Annotated in this window: 12 protein-coding genes, 1 pseudogene and 1 riboswitch; of the genes and pseudogenes, 6 read left to right on the top strand and 7 right to left on the bottom strand. The window is 50.8% G+C overall.

The annotated features are described in order from the left end of the window. Positions 1-23 precede the first annotated feature (23 nt). Both I8U23_RS06135 and I8U23_RS06130 read left to right on the top strand, forming a co-directional pair. Positions 24-737, top strand: a pseudogene (locus I8U23_RS06135) (fumarylacetoacetate hydrolase family protein); the annotation flags it as partial. An 80-nt stretch (positions 738-817) separates the two neighbouring features. Further along, a riboswitch (SAM riboswitch) is annotated at positions 818-932 on the top strand. Between the two features lie 76 nt (positions 933-1,008). Continuing rightward, positions 1,009-2,301 (top strand): homoserine dehydrogenase, encoded by a 1,293-nt coding sequence (locus I8U23_RS06130; protein ID WP_062843082.1) that lies wholly within the window; start codon positions 1,009-1,011, stop codon positions 2,299-2,301. A gap of 74 nt (positions 2,302-2,375) precedes the next feature. On the opposite strand, the gene I8U23_RS06125 is transcribed toward I8U23_RS06130, so the two are convergent. After that, positions 2,376-2,966, bottom strand: a complete 591-nt coding sequence (locus tag I8U23_RS06125; RefSeq protein WP_037995870.1) for a helix-turn-helix domain-containing protein — start codon at positions 2,964-2,966, stop codon at positions 2,376-2,378. Between the two features lie 567 nt (positions 2,967-3,533). Here I8U23_RS06125 and I8U23_RS06120 point away from each other — a divergent pair. Beyond that, positions 3,534-4,475 (top strand): nucleoside recognition domain-containing protein, encoded by a 942-nt coding sequence (locus I8U23_RS06120; protein ID WP_037995866.1) that lies wholly within the window; start codon positions 3,534-3,536, stop codon positions 4,473-4,475. Here I8U23_RS06120 and I8U23_RS06115 read toward each other — a convergent pair. Both I8U23_RS06115 and I8U23_RS06110 read right to left on the bottom strand, forming a co-directional pair. Continuing rightward, complete coding sequence (locus tag I8U23_RS06115) at positions 4,466-4,816, bottom strand: YolD-like family protein (RefSeq protein ID WP_037995863.1); 351 nt, start codon at positions 4,814-4,816, stop codon at positions 4,466-4,468. The genes I8U23_RS06120 and I8U23_RS06115 overlap by 10 nt on opposite strands. After that, on the bottom strand, positions 4,813-6,042 hold the full coding sequence (locus I8U23_RS06110; protein ID WP_037995860.1) for a DNA polymerase IV: 1,230 nt from the start codon (positions 6,040-6,042) through the stop codon (positions 4,813-4,815). The genes I8U23_RS06115 and I8U23_RS06110 overlap by 4 nt, the downstream gene beginning before the upstream one ends. 179 nt (positions 6,043-6,221) lie before the next feature. Here I8U23_RS06110 and I8U23_RS06105 point away from each other — a divergent pair, with 179 nt between their 5' ends. Further along, positions 6,222-7,829, top strand: coding sequence for an amidohydrolase (locus tag I8U23_RS06105; RefSeq protein WP_037995858.1), 1,608 nt, complete (start codon positions 6,222-6,224; stop codon positions 7,827-7,829). A gap of 58 nt (positions 7,830-7,887) precedes the next feature. On the opposite strand, the gene I8U23_RS06100 is transcribed toward I8U23_RS06105, so the two are convergent. Together I8U23_RS06100 and pruA are read right to left on the bottom strand one after the other, a co-directional pair. After that, positions 7,888-8,808 carry a proline dehydrogenase family protein gene (locus tag I8U23_RS06100; protein WP_121874244.1) on the bottom strand — a complete coding sequence of 307 codons (921 nt, stop codon included), beginning with the start codon at positions 8,806-8,808 and terminating at the stop codon, positions 7,888-7,890. A 35-nt stretch (positions 8,809-8,843) separates the two neighbouring features. Further along, positions 8,844-10,391 carry an L-glutamate gamma-semialdehyde dehydrogenase gene (pruA, locus tag I8U23_RS06095; protein ID WP_049720504.1) on the bottom strand — a complete coding sequence of 516 codons (1,548 nt, stop codon included), beginning with the start codon at positions 10,389-10,391 and terminating at the stop codon, positions 8,844-8,846. A 258-nt stretch (positions 10,392-10,649) separates the two neighbouring features. Here pruA and I8U23_RS06090 point away from each other — a divergent pair, with 258 nt between their 5' ends. Beyond that, positions 10,650-12,029, top strand: coding sequence for a sigma-54 interaction domain-containing protein (locus I8U23_RS06090; protein ID WP_049720503.1), 1,380 nt, complete (start codon positions 10,650-10,652; stop codon positions 12,027-12,029). Between the two features lie 23 nt (positions 12,030-12,052). Here I8U23_RS06090 and I8U23_RS06085 read toward each other — a convergent pair whose 3' ends face one another. Continuing rightward, the gene (locus tag I8U23_RS06085) at positions 12,053-13,351 is read right to left on the bottom strand and encodes a CitMHS family transporter (protein WP_037995854.1); all 1,299 of its coding nucleotides are present in this window, start codon (positions 13,349-13,351) and stop codon (positions 12,053-12,055) included. Between the two features lie 15 nt (positions 13,352-13,366). Beyond that, positions 13,367-14,302, bottom strand: a complete 936-nt coding sequence (locus tag I8U23_RS06080) for an AEC family transporter (protein WP_198050830.1) — start codon at positions 14,300-14,302, stop codon at positions 13,367-13,369. Between the two features lie 424 nt (positions 14,303-14,726). Between I8U23_RS06080 and I8U23_RS06075 the strand changes: the two genes are divergently transcribed. Next, positions 14,727-15,689 carry a sugar kinase gene (locus tag I8U23_RS06075; protein WP_198050829.1) on the top strand — a complete coding sequence of 321 codons (963 nt, stop codon included), beginning with the start codon at positions 14,727-14,729 and terminating at the stop codon, positions 15,687-15,689. Positions 15,690-15,693 lie beyond the last annotated feature (4 nt).

Below are 15,693 nucleotides of genomic sequence, written 5' to 3'. Positions count from 1 at the left end.
AAGGGGAGCCCGTTGCGATCCGCCTGAAGGAAGCCAGGCTGTTTGCGCCGGTTCCTGTGCCGAACAGTTTTCGCGATTTTTATGCGTTTGAGCAGCATGTCAAGACCTGCCGCCATAAGCGGGGACTTCCCATGGTGCCGGAGTGGTATGAAATTCCTGTTTTTTATTTTTCGAATCATCGGTCAATTGTCGGGCACGAGTCACGGGTCAAGAAGCCGGAATACACCAACGAGCTTGACTTTGAACTGGAAGTGGCCTGTGTCATCAAAAAGAAAGGAAAAAACATTCCGCACGAACGGGCGTTGGAATATATTGCCGGCTTTACGATTTTAAATGACTGGAGTGCAAGGGATGAGCAACGAAAAGAAATGGCGGTCGGGTTGGGGCCGGCCAAAGGGAAAGATTTCGCCACCTCGATGGGTCCTTATCTGGTGACGCCGGATGAATTGGAAGACCGCCGGTCCGGTGAGCACTGGGATTTAAAGATGCGGGCCAGAATCAACGGCAAAGAGGTTTCATCGGGAAATGTAAAATCGCTTTACTGGAGTTTTGCCCGGATGATCGAGCGGGCTTCGCGGGATTGTGAGCTTTTCCCGGGCGACGTGATCGGCTCCGGGACGGTCGGAACCGGCTGCATCCTGGAATTGGGCACTGATGTGCACCGCTATTTGGAACCGGGGGACGTGGTGGAACTGGAAGTCGAGCGGCTCGGCATCTTGAAAAACCTTATTATTTAAAAGAGCGGCCCTTGACAAAGAAGGAGTTGAACTTCATAATATACAGAAATATTTTTTGAATTGAATACAAAGCAGATTCATTCTTATCCAGAGTGGCGGAGGGACTGGCCCGATGAAGCCCGGCAACCTCGGTGATCAGCCAATCACCGGATGGTGCCAATTCCTGCAGCGGTTGAAACCGCTGAAAGATAAGAAGAACGTTCTTCGGATCTCAACCCTCTTCTTATCTTTATGGAAGGGGGTTTTTATTTTGGGAGGCAGAGGTGGAACAATGGAAAAAGTGAATGTTGCGTTGCTCGGTTTGGGAACCGTGGGAAGCGGAGTGTGGAAAATGCTCAAGGAAAACCAGGATGTGATTGCCCGCAAAACCGGGAAGTGGTATCAAGTCCATGCCATTTTAGTGAAAGATCCCGGGAAAAAGCGGGATCTGGAAATCACGGATGCACGGATCACCACGGATTTTTCCCAGGTTCTGACCGAAGAGACGGATGTGTTGGTGGAAGTGATGGGGGGAGTGGAACCGGCTTATTCGTATATCAAACAGGCGATAAAAAAAGGATGCCATGTGGTGACCGCCAACAAAGAGCTGATCGCCAAACACGGCATGGAATTGGAACAGCTGGCCAAACAATGCAAAGTCCAATTGCGGTATGAAGCCAGTGTCGGGGGAGGCATTCCGGTCATCAGCACCCTCCGCCATTTTCTGAAGGCCAACCGCATCGACCGGATCCAAGGCATTTTAAACGGAACGACCAATTATATTCTGACCCAAATGCAAGAAAAAGGTTGTTCGTTTGCGGAGGTTTTAAAAAAAGCCCAGGAAAAAGGGTATGCGGAAAGCGATCCTTCCTCCGATGTGGAAGGATTGGATGCGGTCTATAAATTGACGATTTTGATGCGGCTTGCTTTTCAGGCGCAGGTATCCGTTTCGGACATTTTTTATCAAGGAATTACCGATATGCTTCCGGGAGAGCTTCAATTGGCAGAGAGATTGGGGTATTCGGTCAAATTGTTGGCACAGGCCGAAAAATTTGGCGAGAACGGCCCGGTTTCCGGTTTGGTTTTTCCGACGCTGGTGCCCAAGGAACATCCGTTGGCCTCGGTCCGGGATGTTTATAATGCCGTGACGGTCGAAGGCGATTATGTTCAGGATTTGACATTGGTCGGACAAGGTGCGGGACAGAAACCGACAGCCAGCGCAGTGGTGGAAGACTTGCTGAACACAAACGGCTTTGCGGAACAAAACCCCCTTCCGGCAAACGAGCCATGGATGCTCTCCGGGGATGATTTGTTTCCCACCCGGTTTTTGTTGCTCAAAGTATGCGGACAGATTTCCGAATCCATGCTTCCGCCGTCTTTCCCTGAAGAAGCTTCGTCCCTGGCTTTGCTTCCGGCGGAAGAACACACGTTTATCGGGTTGATTCTCCGGGGATGGACACAAGAGAAAACAGATACCCTGGTTTCCACATGGGATGGAAAAGTGGATGGCATTCGGATCCGTCCGGTGTTAAGCGGCGAAGCAACGGGCAGCAAACGTTCCCTTCCGCTTGCCCGGACGATGTGAAAGAAAGGCCGCCGGGCAAGGAGCAGGACTCCTTGTGCGGCGGCCGCTTGATTGCCGAAGGATTCAGGGCGGGATTAATATTTGCCGGAATACATCATCAAACCATGCTTGACACAATGGACATACAATTTCGCGCCTTTGACGGCCGGGAACCGGAAAGAAGGGTCTTGCTCGGGGTATAACCGGTTCAGGTAAACTTTGTCGCTTTTGACCAAGGCGGCAAAAGAAAGATAGTGTTCTTTGGTCATCGGGTGGTCCAACGTAAAGAAGTAATCCGTGTCCGTTTCTTCTGCCTTGATTTCTGTTTCGTGAAGGGCTTTCGCAGGCCGGAGCCGTTCCAGCTTTCTGCCGCAGCAGAAGACAGAGGCATTTCCGGTGCTGACCAACATATTTCCGCAGCTTGGACAAACATAAAAGCGTACTTTGTCCATATTCCCGGCGTCCGGTCGGTTGGGAATGATTTCCCCTTCCATCATTTGTGCGATATCCGCACCCAAAACGGCGGACAATTTCGGCCACAGGGACAAATCCGGACATCCGGCTCCGCATTCCCATTTTGAAACGGTTTTGCTTTGCACCCCTAACGCATCGGCAATATTTTTTTGGGTCAGGTTTTTTTCTTTGCGCAGTCTGGCAATCAACTTGCCGATTTTATCAGCATCCATATTCTTGCCTCCATCTTTTTATATTTATCTTATATTCATCGCCCGATTTTGGGTTGGTTGCAAAATTCCTGCAGTCGGCGTCCGGGATGCAGGTTGGTTGCCAATCAAAAATGGGCGCCTGTTTTGGAAAAATTGCCGGAGTGTTTTTTCTTGCTTGATCCATTGCCTCACCCCGGGTTTTATTATATCTCCCGGGGCTGCTGAAACGTCATCCACGCTCCGTGGAGTTTCGGACTCAGTCATTTTGTTTCGATCCTCCGGTTGTCTTTATTGAAGGTTTTGGGAGAATTATTTTATGATGTGGTAGAAAAGCAGATTATCAGAGCGTGTTTTTATTATGGGGTTGATCGGTTGGATTCCCGGACAGCGGAAAGCTTGGGGACGGATCCGGTTGTTTCACCGGCACCAGACGGAATGAAAAGAAGCGGGCCGGGAGAAAAAATGGCAACGGCGGCAGAAGGGACAGCCGTGAAATCCGGGGGATTTTTTAAATGGCGGAGATCCTCCGTTTACACAGGAGACAGATTTGTATAGCGGAAGAGCAAAAAGAGAAAGAAGGGGACGTTTGTGCAGAAGATTTATTGGAAACAGGGACTTCAGTCCGGTTGGAAAACTTCTTTGGAGCTGGCGAAAGTGGTTTTTCCGATTGCTTTTTTTGTGCATATCGCCAAACATACTTCACTTTTGGCGTGGTTTGCCAACCTCCTTGCTCCGTTTATGTCCTTGTTCGGATTGAACGGGGAAGCGGCCATTCCGTTGGTGCTTGGAAATGTGCTGAATCTGTATGCCGCTCTGGGAGCGATCGGAGCGTTGGATCTGACGGTGAAACAAGTGTTTATATTGGCGGTGATGTTGAGTTTTTCCCACAATATGTTCATTGAATCGGCCCTGTGCCGGAAAGTGGGGGTGGCGGTTTGGGTGCCTCTGGCGGTGCGCGGGGGGCTTGCCGCTTTATCGGGGATTTTGATCCATCTGTTCTGGCCGGGCGGAAACAGCAAAGCCTCTGTGAATTTGGCTTCTGGCGGGGAAACGGTTTATTCCGGATGGGATGAAATCATCGGATCGGCGTTTTGGACCGCCGCGACGGGGGTTCTTCAATTTGCCGCCATTTTGATTCCGTTGACGTTGTTTTTGCAGGCGCTGAAAGATTTAAAAGTGTTGGACAAGATTGCGGTTTGGATTTCTCCCTTCTTAAAGCCGTTCGGCATTGCCAAAGAAGGTTCCATCACCATGGCAAGCGGTTTGCTGGCTGGTTTGTTTCTCGGGGCCGGATTGATTATCCAGCAAGCACAGGAACACAATTTGTCAAAACGGGACATTACGCTCATCATCATTTTCCTGGCCGCTTGTCATGCCGTGATTGAAGATACCGTCATTTTTATTCCTTTGGGAATCCCGGTCCAATATTTGCTGTTGATCCGCTTTGGCGCCGCGGTCCTGTTGACTTTGGCGGTGGCCAGATTTTGGCGGCGGCCCGCTGCCCGTTATGCAACGAGCCATCACGGGTGACCGGATACTTTTTGGACGCTGTAAATGGCGGAAAAAGGGATGATCTCCTCATAGCGGCCATTGGCTATTTTCATCCGGCGCTCCTGCGGATTCAGTTTTTCGACAAATCCGCACAGTTGACAGGGGCGCCGGTTTTTCACATAGCGGACCAGGACAGGGAAATCGCCGTGCAATGCCTCCAGAAGAATTTGGTTGATTTCTTCGAGCGCGTCTTCCGCCAGTTCAGGCGGGCTCCATTCTTCTTGCTTTTTTCGCCGGGCCAACAAGGCTTCGCGATGCTCAGGCAGAAACATGCGGCTTCCTTCCCAAAGGAGATTTTTGCGGTTTAATACAGAGCTCATCGATCATGACCTCCAATCTTTTGTGCCCGGCTGAGCGCTTGCCCGGCATGCGTCAGGGAGACGGCGCGCAAGATGGCTGTCGGGCCGAAGCGTTCCTTGATTTCGTCCATCACATAGCCGAGCTCCGTTTTTTTGTTCCGGTCTTCGAAAAGGCTGAGTTGCAGGGCTTGATCGGTTTGGAACCGGCTTAAGCTGACCCCCAGCGAACGGATCGGCTGTCCTTCCCAAAAACGCAAAAACAGTTGCCAGGCCGATTGAAAAACTTCCATGGTCTGATTGGTTGCTTCCGGGAGTTTGCATTGGCGGTGAAATCCCGACGGATTTTGAAAATCTCCCCCCCGGCATCCGACGCTGACCGTTTGGCCGAGAAGATGGTGACACCGGGTTCGGCGGCAGACCTCTTCACACAGTTCCAACAGGACGACCCGGATTTCTTCGGCGGTCCGGTAATCGCGGGGCAAGGTCATCTGATGGCCGATCGCTTTTTGGTGTTCGAAGGTGTCGGGAGAAACCGGGGACAAATCATGTCCGTTGGCGGTCATCCACAATACTTGCCCGGGGATCCCCCACCGTTTTTGCAGGCGTTTCAGCGGAAAGCGGGCGAGATCCCCGATGGTGCGAATCCCCATCTTGTTCAGGTGATGCCCCATCCGTTTGCCCACCCCGAACATGTTTTGCACCGGCAGGGGCCATAAATCGGTTTTCAATTTTTTTCGATCCAGCCAATAAATGCCTTCCTTGTTTTTCTTGGCAAAATTGTCGCAGGCCATTTTGCTGAGCACCTTGTTCGGCCCGATCCCGATCCGGGCATACAGGTGAAGTTCATCCTGGATGGTCTTTTGGATCTTGCGGGCAATGGTTTCGGGAGGGCCGAACAGCTTTTCACTTCCGTGGATTGAGATAAACTGTTCATCCACGGAGTAAGGTTCGACCAAATCGCTGAAACGCTCCAGAATTTCTGTGATGCGCAGGGAAAATTCCAGATACAAACCCATGCGGGGACGGGCGACAACCAGATCCGGGCAACGTTTTTGCGCTTCTTGCAACGTGTCGGCATTTTGAATGCCATATTTTTTGGCAAGGGGACAAGCGGCCAAGATCACGCCGTGGCGCCGTTTGGGATCGCCGGAGACAACCACCGGGCGGTTGCGCCATTCGGGATGAAGTGATTTTTCGATATTTGCATAAAAGGATTGCATGTCAACGAGAAAGATCACTTTTTCCATGCTTTTACCTCCCCTCAAAACGCGAACAAACGATCGGGTTTGTTCTCATTATATGCGAACATGCATTCTTTTTATACCTCAAAATATTTCCAGCGCGTGTCCCGGTTCTTTACGACCGAATATTCAGACGCTATGATGGGAGTAAGCATGTTCCATTCATGAAACGGGGGAGAAGAAAGATGAAAGGGACGGTGATTTTTCACCATGGACACATTCGTCCGGCTACCGGCGCTTCCTCTGTGGAAGCCGTGGTGGTGCGGGACGGGCGGATTGCGGCCATCGGCGAAAATGATTCCATTCTTCTGGAGTACGGGCGTCCGGATGTGAAGAAGGTGGATCTGGAAGGCGGCTACATTTATCCGGGACTGGCCGACAGCCATGTGCATTTGTCGGGGGTCGGGCAAAAAAGGCGGTGGATGGATGTGAGTTTCTGCCGTTCCAAAGAAGAACTGTTGCAAGCCATCCGTACCCGGGCCGGGTCGTTAAAACCGCGGCAATGGATCTTGGGAATGGGATGGGATGAAAATCAAATGCAAGGCGAAATCCCGACATTGGAAGAGCTGGATGAAGCAAGCGGGGATCATCCCCTTTTTCTGATCCGCATCTGCCATCATGCCGGTCTGGTCAACCGCCTGGCTTACCAAATGGCCGGAATCCGGGAAGGGGAAAAAGATCCGGAGCAGGGAAAATGGGGACGGGATGAAAAGGGACGGTTGAACGGACGGGTTTATGAAAATGCCACCCGGTTTTTTTATGATGTCCAACCGAAACCGGATTACACGGAAAAAAAGGAAACCATCCGCCTGGCGATGCAAGAGGCGTTGGCTTGCGGGTTGACCGCCGTCCATACCGAAGATCTGCGTTATGTCGAAAGTTTGTCCGAGTTGATCCGGATATACCGGGAGCTTAGGGAAGAAGGCGTGTGGTTGCGGACTCATCAATTAATTTATCATCCTTATTTGGAAGAGCTGAAAGAAAGTTCGTGGAATGCCGGGGATGGGGACGAGTGGTTCCGGATCGGGGCGATGAAAATTTTTGCGGACGGATCGTTGGGAGGAAAGACGGCACTTCTTTCCAGACCGTACCGGGATGAACCGGATCATTACGGGCTTTTGATTCACGAACCGGGAGAATTGATCCGGTTGACGCAAACGGCAGCGGAACAACGGATGCCGGTGGCAGCTCACGCCATTGGCGATCAAGCCGCCGAATATGTGTTGAAGGCCATGCAGTCCTGTCCGGTGGTTCCCGGCAAAACAGGCCACACGCTTCGCCATCGGCTCATTCACGGACAATTTTTGCGGCCGGATCTCATTTCGAAACTGAAAACCATGCCGGTGGCTGTGGACATCCAGCCCCGGTTTGTGGCCAGCGATTTTCCCTGGGTGTTGGACCGCGTCGAAGAAGATTTGATGGCGTGTGCTTATGCCTGGAAAACATTGCTTCAATCCGGTGTTCACCTGGCAGGCGGAAGCGATGCGCCGATCGAGCCGCTTCATCCCGTGTGGGGACTTCATGCGGCGGTCACCCGGCGGTCACCGGAAGAAGATCATCCGGGCTATTTCCCCCGGCAGAAACTGAGCTTGACCGAAGCTTTAGCCTTATTTTCTAAAGGTAGTGCTTATGCAGCCGGGGAGGAAAAAGAGCGGGGACGCCTGCAGGTTGGTTATTATGCAGATATGACGGTTTATGACCGGGATTTGTTTGCCACAGATCCCGGGGAGTGGGGAAAGACGAAGACGCGAATGACCATTGTCAACGGGCAAGTGGCATACCGGCAAACCTGAACGGATGGCAAAGAAGAAGGCGGTGTCACCCATCTGCTGGTGACGCCGCCTTTTCGGCTCAGGAGGATTTCCGGTTGAAAACGTCTTTGAAGATCAGATTCAGATTTTGCGGGCGTTCGGCCAACCGGCGCATGTAATAGCCGAACCAGTCATGGCCAAAGGGCATGTAAGTGGTCATCCGGTATCCCTCTTTGGCCAAATCATATTGCATCTCTTGCCGGAATCCATAGAGCATTTGAAACTCAAACCGGTCCGTCGGGATCCCGTTTTCGGCGACGAACTTTTTCAGTTCGCCGATGATCCGGTGATCATGCGTGGCAATGGAAGTGAAAGCCGGTCCGGTCAGTCTTTTCTTGGCCAGTTTCAAAAAGTTCCGGTCAATATCCTCTTTGGATTGAAAGGCGACATCCGGACTTTCTTTATACGCTCCTTTGACGATCCGGAGGCGGACATCCCGGAGTTCATCCGTCACTTCTTCCGCGCATCGCAAATAGCTTTGGATCACGGTTCCCACATTGTTATAGTCTTTCAGCAATGTTTTTAAAACGTCGATGGTCGGTTGGAAGTGAATGTAGTCTTCCATGTCAATGTTGATGAAAATGTCGTATCGGGCGGCGATGTCCAGGATCTCTTTCATGTTTCCAATGCAAAAGTCCTGATCGATGTCCAGCCCCAACTGGGTCAATTTGACCGAGACATGGCAATCCAGATTTTCTTCATTGATTTTATTGAGCATCGCGATGATTTGGTTTTTGGCTTGGATGGATTCTTCTTTGTGAAAGACAAATTCCCCCAGGTTATCTACCGTACAGCTGATGCCTTGTTGATTCATCTTTTTGATGGTGCGTGTGACGCTTTCAATGTCCGTGCCGGCCACAAACCGTTCGGCCCCCAAGCGAAATCCCCATTTCCGGGCGCTTTGGTTTAAAAATTTATTGGTAGATAAACGGATGAAAAAATTACGCAACAATTTCTGCACAGCCCCCATCCCTTTCATCTGTTTCCGATCTGCGATCAATACGTTTCGGAAACCGTTTTTGCTTCCATGAATAATTTCAGGTGGTCAGGGCCTCCTGCTTTGGAATCGGTACCGGACATTTTGAATCCGCCGAAAGGCTGATAACCGACAATGGCCGCGGTGCATCCTCTGTTAAAGTAAAGGTTTCCGACATGGAATTCATATCTTGCCCGTTCCAGATGTTCCCGGTTATTCGAAATCACGGCTCCGGTCAAACCGTATTCCGTGTTGTTTGCGATTTCCAGCATTTCATCAAAATCACGGGCTTTGGTGAACGCAACCACCGGGCCGAAAATTTCTTCCTGCATGATGCGGGCTTTGGGATCCACATCTTTGAAGATTGTCGGGTGGACGAAATATCCTTTGGAATCATCCGTTTGTCCGCCGTAGACAAGGGTTCCTTCGGTTTTGCCGATTTCAATGTAGCTTTTGATTTTGTCAAATTGTTTTTGATTGATCACGGCACCCATGTACACATCTTCTTCCGCCGGATTTCCCACTGTCAACGCTTTGGTGCGCTGAACCGTTTTTTCGATCACTTCGTCGTAAACATCCTCATGAACCACGACCCGGGAGCAGGCGGAACATTTTTGTCCGGAGAATCCGAAGGCAGAATAGACGATGGCATCTGCAGCCAATTCCAAGTCTGCATCTTTGTCCACGATGATCGTGTCCTTGCCTCCCATTTCCGCAATCACCCGTTTCAGGTGGGTCTGACCTTCCTGCACCTTGGCAGCGCGTTCATAGATGCGGACACCGGTGGCTCTGGAACCGGTAAAGTTGATGAAGTGTGTGTCTTTATGGTCAACCAGATAGTCCCCGATTTCCGCGGGATCTCCCGGGACAAAGTTGAGCACGCCTTTGGGGAGACCGGCTTCTTCCAAAATTTCCACGACTTTGTAAGCGACGACGGGGGTGTTTTCCGACGGTTTCATCAGAACCGGGTTTCCGGCAACGATGGGGGCGACGGTCGTTCCGCATACAATGGCAAAGGCGAAGTTCCACGGCGGAATCGTGACGCCCGGTCCCATCGGCTGGTAAAACAAGGTGTTTTGTTCAATGGGACGGCTGTTTACTTTTTCCCCTTTGGCAATTTCCAGCATTTGTCTTCCGTAGTATTCCAAAAAGTCAATGCCTTCGGCCGTATCCGCATCGGCTTGATCCCAGGGTTTTCCGGCATCGTAGACGAGCCATGCGGAAATTTCATGCTTTCTGCGACGGGTGATGGCAGCGGCCTTAAAGAGCACGTTGGCGCGGGCTTCCGGGGACATTTTCCGCCACGTTTTAAAGGCTTCGTTCGCTGCTTCAAATGCCTGGTCAATGTGTTTTTTGGTTGCTTTTGAAACCTTTCCGATCACTTGATCTTTGTTGGCGGGGTTGACGGAAACCAATTTATCTTCGGTGTAAATCCGTTCGCCGTTGATGACCAGCGGATATTCTTTTCCGAGTTCACTGCGGACTTTTTGCAAAGCTTTTTCAAATGCCTCGCGATTAGCCGGATCCTTGAAATCGGTAAAAGGTTCATGTTTGTAAGGGACAACCATGAGAAAACCTCCTTTAAAAGATCAATGATTTTAAAAATGAATCAATGACTCAAGAAAAAATGCTTTGCCCTTTTTCTATGCAAGGAATGTGCCAACAAAATGAAACCGGTTTAATCATGTTGTTTTCATTTGTCTGGAAGCGATTTCATTTGCTGATAATCTTGTTAATGTGTAAAATATTATTAACAATATTGTAAACAGGGTTAACACCTGTTTACAGTCGGATTCATCCACATTGAGCCGAAAGGGGCGGGGAAAGTGACGAATCCTCATCACTTTTATTTGCAGGCGGTGTTGTCGACGGAAGATGATGCGATTACGATTGTGGATAAAAAGATGAATGTGATTTTTTGGAATGAAGCGGCGGAAGAGACTTACAACATTAAAAAAGAGGAGATCCTGGGCAAAAAAATCACGGATTTCTTTTTCCATGACGATTTAATGGTTTTGAAGGTCCTGAAAACAAAGAAAAAAGTGAAAAATAAATATCATCGCCCTCGCCATGACAAACATGTTGTCATCAATACCAGCCCCATTTTTGACGGGAACAGGGAATTGATTGGAGCGGTGTCGGTCGAACGGGACATCACCCAGTTGGTGAAATTGAATGAAAACCTGATCACGACATCCCGGGAGCTGCAGGAATTGAGGCAACGCGTTCACACGGATCAGGAGATCCTTCCCTTTTCCAAATTGATCGGAAAAAGCAAAGCCCTCCGAAAAACGATCGCAATTGCCAATAAAAGTGCCAAAGCGGACGCAACCACATTGATTCTGGGGGAAAGCGGAACCGGGAAAGAAATTTGCGCCCGGGCCATCCACGAAGCCAGCGCACGGAGAAAAGGGCCGTTTATCCCCGTGAATTGCGGGGCGATTCCACACGCTTTGTTTGAAAGTGAATTGTTCGGGTATGAAGGCGGTTCCTTCACCGGGGCACAGAAAAAAGGAAAACCCGGAAAAATTGAAATGGCCCACGGCGGCACCCTGTTTTTGGATGAAGTGGGAGAGCTTCCGTTGGAGATGCAGGTGAAGTTGCTCCGGGTGTTGCAAGAGCAAGTCCTTTACCGCATCGGGGATTCCAAGGGGAGAAAAGTGGATGTCCGGTTTATCGCCGCGACCAATCAGGATCTTAACAAGCTGATGGAAGAAAAAAAATTCCGTTCCGATTTGTATTACCGGTTAAACGTCATTCAGCTGACCATGCCTCCCTTAAGAGAGCGGGTGGAGGATATCCCCCTGTTGGCGCAATATTTTTTGGAGCAATTTGCCAGCCGGTATCAAGTGCCGGTTCCCGAAATCCAGCCGGATGCCATGCCGGTTTTGCTTCAGCATCCATGGCCGGGAAATGTGCGGGAACTGCGCAATCTGATGGAACGGGTCGTGATCCTGTCGGAAAAACCGGTGATCCAAAAAGAAGATTTGGTCAGCTTTTTTCAACATCCGGATGCCCCGTCTTTTTCGGAGCGTGGTGCGGAAAACCCCCGCAGCTTGTCCGGTGAAAAAGATCACATGGAGAAACAGTTGATTGAACAGGCATTAAAGGAGACGGCCGGCAACAAATCCCAAGCTGCCAGAAAATTAAGGATATCCCGGGTGACACTCTACAAAAAGCTGAAAAAATACCAGATCCGTCTGTAGAGCCGGCCGTCCCGGTCCCCGGTTCAAAAGATGACTTTGGTGGCCAAGGCGGTGATGATCGTAGCCATTGCCGTGCCGATGGCCCAAAGGATTGTAAAGCGCTGAAATTCCCCAAAGTCGACTTTTGACATCCCCACCAAAAGGTAAGTGGCGGGCACGAGCGGGCTTAACAAGTGAACCGGTTGCCCCAGCAATGATGCCCGGGCGATCTCGACGGCAGAATAACCGTAGGAAGCGGCGGCTTCAGCCAAAATGGGAACCACGCCGAAATAGTAAGCATCGTTGGACATGAAAAAGGTGAACGGAATGCTGGTCACCGCAATGATGAGATGAAAAGCCGGTCCCCAAGAGTCCGGAATGATGGAGATCAGGCTGGAAGCCATGGCGTCCACCATTTTGGTGCCCGAGAGGATCCCCGTGAAAATGCCGGCGGCAAAGACCAGGGAGACAACGGCAAGGGCGTTTCCGGCATGGGATGCGAGCCGTTCTTTTTGCTGTTCGGGATCGGGATAGTTGATCATGACGGCAAGGGAAAAGGCGAGCATAAACAACACCGGCAGCGGCATAATGCCTTTGATCAGGCCGATGAGCAAAAGAACGGTCAAGATGGCATTGGCCCACAGCAGTTTCGGGCGTTTCAAGGAAGTGTCCCCTTCAGGGGAGGATTCTTTTTGCAGGTTTTTGATGCCCTTTTCATCCAGGGGGATCACTCCCAGCCGCTTTCTTTCCCGGCGCCCCAACCAAAATGCGGTGAAGAGGATCCAAACGGCCCCGCCGATCATGGAAGGAATCAAAGGGACGAACACATCGCCGGCATCCACGCCCAATGCGGCGGCCGCACGGGCGGTGGGTCCTCCCCATGGCACCATATTGGTCAAACTGACCGACATTACGGTGATCCCCGGCAGGATCAGCGGATTCATGTTTAAACGCCGGTACAGCGGAAGAAAGGCGGAAACGGTGATCATGTAACTGGTGGTGCCGTCCCCGTCCAGGGAAACGACCAGTGCAAGGACGGCCGTCCCCATGACGATCTTTGCCGGATCTCCTTTCACCGCCTTTAAGATTCTGGTTACGATGGGGTCAAACAAGCCGGCATCAATCATGATGCCAAAATAAAGAATCGCAAACAAAAGCATGATCCCGGTCGGTGCCAAATCTTTGATTCCCTCCAAAGCCATATGGCCCATTTCGGAAGCATGTCCGGTGAATACGGCAAAAAGGACCGGGATGATCATCAGTGCAATGAGTGTGGGCATCTTTTTCGACATGATCAGGTACATAAACAAAAAGACCATCAGGTAACCCGTGAGTGCAAGCATCATTTGCCCCTCCTGTCAAGTGGTGACCGGAAAAAGGATTCCGGCGAGATAAACCACCAGCGTGACCGTCACCGTGCTGAACAGGGTGCTGATCATGACGGCCTGTGCAGCCAGATCGGGATGGTTGTTGTATTCCAAAGCCAAAATGGAGCTGTTTCGTGAAGTGGGGAAGGAACTGGCGATAAACAAGGATTGTGCGACCGTGCCGTCCAACCCCAGCAGGAAGATGATGCCGAGTGCGGCACCGGGCCCGATCACCAACCGGGAAAAAGTGCTCAGGTACAAAATCGGATGGAGTTTGCCGGGCCGGATGGTGGCGATTTGTGCGCCGAGCGTGATCAAAGCGACTGCCAGAAACGCGTTGGCCATGTTCCCGACCGGCCCCCACAGGATGGAGGGAATTTCGATCTGAAAACCGGAACAGATAAGACCGAGCAGGAGCGCATACAGCATGGGGAGTTTTAACAGCTCTTTGATCACGGATTGCACTCCGCTTTTGGCGCTCACTAAGTTGAAAATCCCGTAGGTGAAGGTGAGCAGGTTTTGAAAAATCATCACAAACAATTGAATGGAAACTCCCAGCGGATTGGCATGGAAAACCATCTGGCTGACCGGAATCCCATAGTTGGCCGAATTCATCAAAACCACACTGTTCTTATAGGTGGCCGCCGTTTTCCGGTCCATCTTCGTGACCCGGCTGATGATTTCGGTAAAGGAGATGGAGAAAGTGGAAAACAACAGCAAAAACAAGATGATTTGCCCGAAAATCGCCAGCGGCATGCGGCTTTGATAAATATTGACGAAGGTGTTGGCCGGCAAGAGGCAATACGTTAACAGTTTGGAAAAGGATTTTAAATGCAAAGCAAAGACTTTATGCAAAATCGCACCAACGGCCAGCAGAATCAACAGTGGCAGAATGATTTGCAAAAATATCAAGGACAAAACGGCCATCTGTTCTCCTCCTGTTCCTTCCGTTTGAGACTCCGATCATTGCATCCGGTGAACCCTCCGGGCAGCTGCGGGAATGCGCAGAATCTTGTCCGGATCTGTAGAAGACACAGAAGGCGGGCTGGATGTTTTCCGGTTTCTTTTCACACGGCGAAAAATAAAAAACAACAATTTAGTTAATTATAACAATAAAAAATGGAATGAAAAATATATAAAATCGATAAAAAATCCATACAATACACAGGATCAATGCAGAATACACAAGAAAAAATGTGGTATTTTTGAAATTTTGTATTGATCTCTTTGGGGATGGGTTTTATACTGAGATAAACCGTTTTACTAAATCGGTTTATCTATGATTTTGAAAGCGTTGTCTTTGGCTTCTGTTGAAAAAGGCGGGTAACAACCGAACAGGCGGGGTGGTGACATGCAGAAGTTGGATGTTGTGACATTTGGGGAAGCCATGGCCATGTTTATGGCGGATCGTCCGGGGCTATTGCATGAAGCCGGCCGGTTCACGCTTGGGCTTGCCGGTGCCGAAGCCAATGTGGCCATCGGCCTGGCCCGGCTGAATGTCCGGACCGGTTGGGTGAGTAAAGTGGGGAAGGATGCGTTTGGCAAGTTTATCATGAAGCGGCTCAAAAATGAAAGCGTTGACATCAGCAGAGTCCGGATGGATGACAAGCATCCGACCGGTTTCCAGTTGAAGTCGAAAGTGAAAGAAGGGGATCCGGAAGTTCAATATTTCCGAAAGGGATCGGCGGCAAGCCGTTGGGTGCCCGGCGACTTTGACAAAGCGTATTTTCTCAAAGCGCGCCACCTGCACATGACGGGGATCCCCCTGGCGGTGTCCGGGTCATTTCGGTCTTTTGCCCGTCAGGCTTTGGCGTTTATGAAGGAAAACGGAAAAACGGTTTCTTTTGACCCAAATTTGCGACCTTCCCTTTGGCCGTCCGTTCATGAGATGATCCGGCAAGTCAATCAATCCGCTTTTCAATGCGACTGGGTGCTGCCCGGCATCCGGGAGGGAGCGGTTCTGACCGGTTCGGACAAACCGGGGGAGATTGCCGATTTTTACTTGGAAAAAGGAGTAAAGCTTGTTGTCGTCAAGCTGGGGGAAGAGGGAGCCTATTACAAAACGGCATCGGAAGAAGGGACGGTTTCCGGCTTTAAGGTCCGTAAAGTGGTGGATACCGTTGGGGCCGGCGACGGGTTTGCCGCCGGATTGATCAGCGGACTCCTGGAAGGATTCGCGATCCGGGAGGCCGTGATCCGGGCCAATGCGATGGGGGCTCTGGCGGTGCAATCTCCCGGAGACCATGACGGTTATCCAACCAAGACGGAGCTGGATGATTATCTTGAAAAAAATGGGGAGCCCCGCAAGGAGTGATCAC

Source organism: Thermoactinomyces sp. CICC 10735 (genome assembly GCF_016055175.1).
GTDB classification, from domain to species: domain Bacteria; phylum Bacillota; class Bacilli; order Thermoactinomycetales; family Thermoactinomycetaceae; genus Thermoactinomyces; species Thermoactinomyces vulgaris.
This window is presented reverse-complemented; position numbering and strand designations above follow the sequence as displayed.

Bases quoted from the DNA above. Each gene is read 5' to 3' on its own strand.
- I8U23_RS06130 (WP_062843082.1), top strand. From the start codon at position 1,009: ATGGAAAAAGTGAATGTTGCGTTGCTCGGTTTGGGAACCGTGGGAAGC.
- I8U23_RS06125 (WP_037995870.1), bottom strand. From the start codon at position 2,966: ATGGATGCTGATAAAATCGGCAAGTTGATTGCCAGACTGCGCAAAGAA.
- I8U23_RS06115 (WP_037995863.1), bottom strand. From the start codon at position 4,816: ATGAGCTCTGTATTAAACCGCAAAAATCTCCTTTGGGAAGGAAGCCGC.
- I8U23_RS06110 (WP_037995860.1), bottom strand. From the start codon at position 6,042: ATGGAAAAAGTGATCTTTCTCGTTGACATGCAATCCTTTTATGCAAAT.
- I8U23_RS06105 (WP_037995858.1), top strand. From the start codon at position 6,222: ATGAAAGGGACGGTGATTTTTCACCATGGACACATTCGTCCGGCTACC.
- pruA (WP_049720504.1), bottom strand. From the start codon at position 10,391: ATGGTTGTCCCTTACAAACATGAACCTTTTACCGATTTCAAGGATCCG.
- I8U23_RS06085 (WP_037995854.1), bottom strand. From the start codon at position 13,351: ATGCTTGCACTCACGGGTTACCTGATGGTCTTTTTGTTTATGTACCTG.
- I8U23_RS06080 (WP_198050830.1), bottom strand. From the start codon at position 14,302: ATGGCCGTTTTGTCCTTGATATTTTTGCAAATCATTCTGCCACTGTTG.
- I8U23_RS06075 (WP_198050829.1), top strand. From the start codon at position 14,727: ATGCAGAAGTTGGATGTTGTGACATTTGGGGAAGCCATGGCCATGTTT.